Annotated in this window: 6 protein-coding genes; 2 read left to right on the top strand and 4 right to left on the bottom strand. The window is 69.4% G+C overall.

Annotated elements, in window-relative coordinates; translation table 11 throughout:
- Window positions 1-321 precede the first annotated feature (321 nt).
- Window positions 322-1,026 carry an HAD family phosphatase gene (locus AB0G35_RS29660; protein WP_360955875.1) on the top strand — a complete coding sequence of 235 codons (705 nt, stop codon included), beginning with the start codon at window positions 322-324 and terminating at the stop codon, window positions 1,024-1,026.
- A gap of 129 nt (window positions 1,027-1,155) precedes the next feature.
- Here AB0G35_RS29660 and AB0G35_RS29655 read toward each other — a convergent pair whose 3' ends face one another.
- Both AB0G35_RS29655 and AB0G35_RS29650 read right to left on the bottom strand, forming a co-directional pair.
- Entirely contained in the window at window positions 1,156-2,160 is a 1,005-nt protein-coding gene (locus AB0G35_RS29655; RefSeq protein WP_360955873.1) for an aldo/keto reductase, read from the bottom strand.
- A gap of 260 nt (window positions 2,161-2,420) precedes the next feature.
- On the bottom strand, window positions 2,421-2,927 hold the full coding sequence (locus AB0G35_RS29650; protein ID WP_360955871.1) for a stress protein: 507 nt from the start codon (window positions 2,925-2,927) through the stop codon (window positions 2,421-2,423).
- 364 nt (window positions 2,928-3,291) lie between these two features.
- Here AB0G35_RS29650 and AB0G35_RS29645 point away from each other — a divergent pair, with 364 nt between their 5' ends.
- A complete protein-coding gene (locus AB0G35_RS29645; RefSeq protein ID WP_360955869.1) occupies window positions 3,292-5,211 on the top strand; it encodes a BTAD domain-containing putative transcriptional regulator in 1,920 nt (639 codons plus the stop codon).
- Window positions 5,212-5,365: 154 nt separating this feature from the next.
- On the opposite strand, the gene AB0G35_RS29640 is transcribed toward AB0G35_RS29645, so the two are convergent.
- On the bottom strand, window positions 5,366-6,082 hold the full coding sequence (locus AB0G35_RS29640) for a hypothetical protein (RefSeq protein ID WP_360955867.1): 717 nt from the start codon (window positions 6,080-6,082) through the stop codon (window positions 5,366-5,368).
- Window positions 6,079-6,426, bottom strand: a complete 348-nt coding sequence (locus AB0G35_RS29635; RefSeq protein WP_360955865.1) for a PadR family transcriptional regulator — start codon at window positions 6,424-6,426, stop codon at window positions 6,079-6,081. Before AB0G35_RS29635 ends, AB0G35_RS29640 begins: the two co-directional genes overlap by 4 nt.
- Window positions 6,427-6,469: the final 43 nt, after the last annotated feature.

Below are 6,469 nucleotides of genomic sequence, written 5' to 3'. Positions count from 1 at the left end.
CTACCTCGCGGGACTCCACCTCCGGGCCTCCGTGATCTGGATCAAGGACCTCACGCGAGCGGCCCCTTGATCACAACCAAATACGCTCCCTAGGGTGATCGCTCATGATCACCCTGGACGCAATGGGGACTTTCCCTCTGATGGTGGGACTTCGCGCCCTGACCCCCGGGCTGGACACCGAACCCGTCCAAGGCGGCAGGCTGGTCTGGTGCCGCTCACCTCGTTCGGTGTGACGGGCGTCCCTGACGCTCACTCACCACGTGTGCCAGTCCCGGCTGTTGGGGCGGCACCGAGCATCGTCAGACGCGAAAGGACATCCGCATGAGCCCGCTTCCCCTCCACGCCGAGGCCGTGGTCTTCGACTGCGACGGCCTGTTGGTCAACACTGAAGACTGCTGGACCGTTGCGGAAACGGCGATCTTCGCGGCGCACGGTCATCCCTTCGGCCCCGAGCAGAAAGCCCTGGTCATCGGCCGCAGCGTGGAGGCCGCTGGAGAAGCCATGGCCCAATACCTGGGTTGCCCCGGGGCCGGTGCGGAGCTCGCCACCGAACTGCTCGTAAGGGTCCGTGAGGAGCTTTCCCGAGGCGCCGCGGCCCTCCCCGGGGCGGCCGAATTGGTCCGCGCCTGCCGGGCGGCCGTCCCCGTCGCCGTAGCCAGCAACAGCCCCCGGGAACTGCTGGAGGTGGCACTGAGGTCGGCCGGCCTCGCCGACTGCTTCACCTACTCCTTCGCCGCCGACGAGGTACGTTCGCCCAAGCCCGCACCAGAGCTCTACCTCACGGCATGCGAGACACTCGGTGTGACCCCGAACCGTTCCGTCGCCTTCGAGGACTCGGCCACCGGCATCGCCTCGGCGCGTGCCGCCGGGCTCTACGTTGCGGTCGTACCGTCCCTTCCGGGAGTCGACCTGGACCATGACTGGTTGGGCACCAGCCTGGCCGACCCCGAACTGCAGAAGTGGTCCAGGAGCCTGGGAGCGGGGAACGGAGACATGACACCGCTGCCTGCTGCCCCTCGACGGTGAGTGAGCCTCCGGCACGGTGAGGCGATCGGGGGCCTTGGGACGGTGATCTGATCGGGTCCTTGCGACGTGACCTGACGTGATCTGATCGGGTCCTTGCGACGTGACCTGACCGAGGCCTTGTGGCAGCGCTCAGTGCCCCAGCCTTGTCAACGCCGCTTCCGGGTAGCGCTCGCCCGCCACGGCCTCTTCCGGTACGGCCTTGCGCAGCAGATCGAGGTCGGCGTCGGTCAGGGCCAGGGACCCGGCGGAGGCGTTCTCCTGCAGGTAGCGGCGGTGCTTGGTGCCGGGGATGGGCACGATGTCCTCGCCCTGGGCGAGCAGCCAGGCCAGCGCTGCCTGGGCGGGCGAGCAGCCGATCCGCTCGGCGACGTCTCGTACGGCCTGGACGAGCGCCAGGTTGCGCTGGATGTTCTCGTCGGCGAACCGAGGCCAGCGCCGGCGGTTGTCGTGCGGGGCGAGGTCGCCGCGGGAGGAGAGGGCACCGGTGAGCATGCCGCGCCCGAGCGGGGAATAGGCCACGACGGCGATGCCCAGTTCCCGGCAGGTGGCGAGCAGTTCGCCCTCCACCACGCTGCGGGTGAAGAGGGAGTACTCCACCTGGACCGCGCTGACCGGATGGACGGCATGGGCGGCGCGGAGCGTCGCGGGGCTGACCTCGCTCAGTCCGATGTGGCGCACCAGACCGGCCTGCACCAGCTGGGCCAGGGCACCGACGGTTTCCTCGATGGGAGTTGCGGGGGAGCGGCGATGGGCGTAGTAGACGTCGATGTGGTCGACGCCCAGGCGGCGCAGTGAGGCGCGGCAGGCGTGGGGAATGTAGTCGGCGGAGGTGTCCACGTCGCCGACCCGGCCCGTGGTGGCATCGTGGCGGAGCCCGAACTTGGTCGCCACGACCATCCGGTCTCGCTCATGAGCACGTCTGCGGCGCAGCCAGCGACCGATCAATTCCTCGTTGCTGCCCTGTCCGTAGGCGTCAGCGGTGTCCAGGAGGGTGATGCCCACCTCAAGAGCCCGGTCCAGGGTGTGCTGGGACTCCTCCTCGTCCGGGACCCCGTACGCGATGGACATGCCCATGCAGCCCAGGCCGATCGCGGACACCTCGGGGCCGTCGTCGCCCAACTTGCGGTACTTCATCGAACCTACCTCCGGACTCGGCGGACTCGGCGGACTCAGCGGACTCAGCGACCCTCTCAGTGTCACGGATCGGCGGATCGGACAGCGACCGCTCAGCGCACCGAGCAGCCCTCACCAGTCGCCTGCGCAGGACTACGCCCCGCCGACCACGCGATCGACGGGGCGCAGTCTCAAGGCCGATGCGGAATCAACCGACGGCGCCAGGATGCCGAGACACCGTCAAGGAACATTGGGATATCGACAGTTGAGACGAGGTGGAATCAGGGACGGTAGAACTTCACGTAGCCGCCGTTGTCCGGGCGGTCGAACCAGCCCTGGAAGGCCCAGTTGATGTAGCCGCCGTCGCCGAGGTTGGTGAACTCGCCGTCCTCGAAGACCCAGATGCCGTAGATGACGCCGTCGTAGGTGGCGGAACCGTATGCCTTCACACCGTTGAGGTGGTGGTCGTAGCCCTGGCTGAGGTTCATCACCATGACGTTGTACTTGCCTTCGGCAGCGTAGAACGCCGATTCCCGCAGGTTCTTGACGAAGCCTTCGCGGTTCTGGGCGGTCTTGATCGACGCCTCGATCTTGTTCGCGATGCCGAGCACGTCGATGTTGAAGTTGAGGTTGGCGTTGGCACTGCCGGTGACCGGCGACTCGGCCGGCGCCGCGGCGGCGACCGGGGCGGCCGAGGCGGTTGCCGGGAAGGCGGCTCCCGCCACGGTGAGCGCGGCGCCCAGGGTCACCGCTGCCAGGCTCTTCTTCAGGGCACTCGAAATAGACATTCTTCTCCTCGGAGCATGTGGTGTGCGTCTCCCTCCGCAGGGGCGGAGGGCAGGCCGGAGCAGCGGGAAGAGCCGCGACTTCGGCACGGACACCACGCTCGGTGCCGTCGCTCACGAACGGCTCATGGCGCGCTCATGGCCCGGCTTCCGTCATCGGACCGCATCGCGGCGGTGCCGGCCGGGCCCGGAGGCACCGGACATGTCCAGAAGTGAGAAGAGGGCGGGGCCTGTCACATAGTCATCATCTGCGTGGTCTTTAATTGGGTAAGGGCCTTCGGGGCAAGCCCCGTTCGGCGCTATTCATGAGGGCAAGATGGTTCAGTTGCGGCTGCTGGGACCGGTGGAGATCCAAACGAACCAGGGCATGTCACTGGCTCTGGGAGCGGGACGCATCCGTACCGTGACCGCCGCGCTGATCAGCGAGGTCAATCAGGTGGTGCCGGTGAACCGGCTGATCGACCTGGCGTGGGACGGGGATCCGCCGGCCCGGGCGCGAGGCGTGGTCCACAACCATGTGCACCGACTGCGGCGGCTGTTGGCGGGCCATGCCGAACTCGCCACGCAGGGGCAGGGATACGTCCTGTTCGCCGATCCCGACTCGGTGGACGCGCACCGCTTCCGGTGCCTGGTCGCCGATGCTCGGGAGGCCGAACCCTGGGCCGCTGTCACGAAGCTGCGTCAGGCTCTGGGACTGTGGCGGGGCGAGGCACTGGCGGACGTACCCAGCGAGCGGGTGCGGCAGACACTGGGCGTGGGCCTGTCCCAGGCGCGGCTGGCCGCTCTGCAGGAACTCGGCGGACAGCTGCTGCTGCTCGGCCGGTACCGGGAACTGGTCACGGAGTTCACCGGGTGGATCGCGGAGCACCCGCTGCACGAGGAACTGACCGCACTGCTGATGCGCGCCTTGCAGGCCACCGGTCGGCAGGCCGAGGCCCTCGACCACTACCACCGGGCCCGCCGCTGCTTGAAGGACCAGTTGGGCATCGACCCCGGCCCGGCCCTCAGCGAGGCATACCTTGCGGTCCTCGGAAGCAACCACCGCCCCACGCCGGCCGCCGCCCGCCCGCCGAAGACCGCGAAGCGGCCCCCGACGCCGGGCGCGCCGGCGTCCGTGGGGCCGAGCCCGGCGCCGGCCGCGCCGGCGTGCGTGGGCCCGGGTACGGCGCCGTACGTCGCCCCGTACGTCTGTGACCACCGGCCCGGTCCGCTGCCCCGTATCGCCCAACTCCCGCCCGTCGTGCCGGACTTCTGCGGCCGTGAGCGGGAAATCGAGGTGCTGGACCAGCACCTGGACCGGGTGCCCCGGCCGGAGTGCGTGGTGCTCGCCGGCGCGGGAGGGGCCGGCAAGACATCCCTTGCGGTGCAGTGGGCGCGCCACCGCAAGGAGGAGTTCCCCGACGGGCAGTTTTTCGCGGACCTGCGGGGGTTCGAACGGCCCCCGATGCGACCCGGCACCGTACTCACGGCTTTCCTGCAGTCCCTGGGCGTCCCGGAAGCGGAGATCCCCGAGTCCTTGACGGAGGCGACGGCGCTCTACCGTTCACTGCTCGCCGGCCGACGGATGCTCGTCGTGCTGGACAACGCCGGCACCGCTGAGCAGGCGCGCCCCCTCCTGCCCGCGTCACCAGGCTGTCTGGCGATAGTGACCAGCCGACGGCGGCTGAGCGGACTGGTCGTGCGAGACGGCGCCGCGCTGGTCAAAGTGGGGCCGCTCACCTCTGAGGAGGGACTGCAACTGCTGGTCAACGCGCTGGGGCGGCAGCGCGTCGAGGCGGACGCGGCGGCGGCCGGGGCGCTCGTCGAGTGGTGCGACCGGATGCCGCTGGCGCTGCGGATCGCCGCCGCCCGGCTGATGGCGCACCCCGAGTGGTCGTTGCCGTGCTGGACGCAGAAGCTGGCCGACGAGCGCCGCCGGCTCCAGGAACTGTCCGCGCACGATGCCGAGCTGGCCATGGAGGCATGCCTCTATCTCAGCTACCGTGCCCTGTCGAGCGGCGCCGCCCGGCTCTTCCGCTTCCTGGGCCTGCACCCCGGCCCGTGCGTGGGCGTCGACCATGCCGCCGTGCTGGTGGGCGGAGACGTTGAGGTCACCCGCCGATACCTCGCCGAGCTGTGCGACGCCCACCTCCTCGAAGAACATGCCGAGGGCCACTACGTGCGGTCAGAGATGGTGCGCATCTATGCCGCGCAGCGCGTCGCGGCGGAGGAGCCCCGTTGGGCCCAGGACCAGGCCGTACGACGACTGCTCGGCCACATAGCCCAGCGCCGGGCGCCCACCGGCTGACGGCGCCCGGGCCGAACACGGCATCTCCCACACCGGCCGAGCCCGGCGTCCACACCGGCCGAACCCGGCGGGACCAGGACCTTCACCGGAGGCGGCGGCGCCGCCCATGCGTAGGCAGTGGGTCTGCGCCTGGGCTTCAGACGCAGCCGGGGCTTCAGATACCGGCGGTCATGGGCGGGCAGGTGCGGTGTCGTACCCAGGCGGCACCGGCTGCGACCGTGCCGATCATTCCGGCCAGCGCGACCGGGACGGTGAAGAGGAGCTGGTAATACCCGATCACATAGGCCCCGAAGACGCCGATCGCACAGGCCACCAGGGCCGCGGCCAGAAGGATGAGGGGGAGGGTCTTGGTCAGGGCCCGCATGGTCGCGTCGCGTGCGGGATCGCGCGGACGTTGGAGGGTCTCGTTCACGGCGCGCCGCACGAAGAGGAAGGCGGCGAGCAGGCATACGACCCAGCCCAGCCACATCAGGGGAACACCGGGATTGGGGTACCTGTGCACCTCCCGCAGCACACGCCCGTCGAGCGTGGTCGTCAATGATTCGCTGCTGGGGTCGAGGAGGTGGGATGTGTTGATCCACCAGAAGAGGAGCGCGGCGAAGGCGGGTAGCGCGGCGCCCGTGGCCGCCGCGAAGGCGGTCTCCTTCAGACGCCGGTGCGCCGGCAGCAGACCGCGTTCGACTGCCCATGAGGTGGCCAGAGCCTCGACGTCCCCGCCGATGTAGTCGGTGACCGACCGGCCGTCGGCAGCGGCGGCGGTCAGGTCCGCGGCCAGTTCCTCAGCCATCTCGTCGGCCGTTTTCCCGTTCACCCCAAGGTGGTGCCACGTCTCCGTGGCCTGGTGTATCGCGTCCTCGACAGTCAACGTCATGATTCTTCCCGCGCAGTCTGGGTGATGATGGAGCCGACGCTCGTGGCGAACTGGGTCCAGTCGCGGCTCCACGACCGGAGCATCTGCATGCCTGCTTCGCTGGGCCTGTAGTAGGTCCGGGTCGGGCCCCCGCCGCCGCTGCGGCGCTCGATCTCCACCAGCTGGCGCTTGCGCAGACGGGCAAGCGCCGGGTAGATGGAGCCGTCCGCGACGTCGAGCCCGGTCTTGGCGAGCCGGACGGTCATTTCGTATCCGTAGACCGGAGCCTCGGCCATCAGGGCCAGCAGACACATGTCCAGCACCCCGCGTAGCCACTGGGCGCGTGGGGTGGATGTCTCCTCCATGGCCAGGTACCTTACACAGCATGAGTCATGCACTACAAGCTAG

The organism is Streptomyces sp. NPDC021749 (genome assembly GCF_040640655.1).
GTDB lineage: Bacteria > Actinomycetota > Actinomycetes > Streptomycetales > Streptomycetaceae > Streptomyces.
Note: the sequence above shows the minus strand (reverse complement) of the source record. Positions and strands in the feature narration are given on the sequence as shown.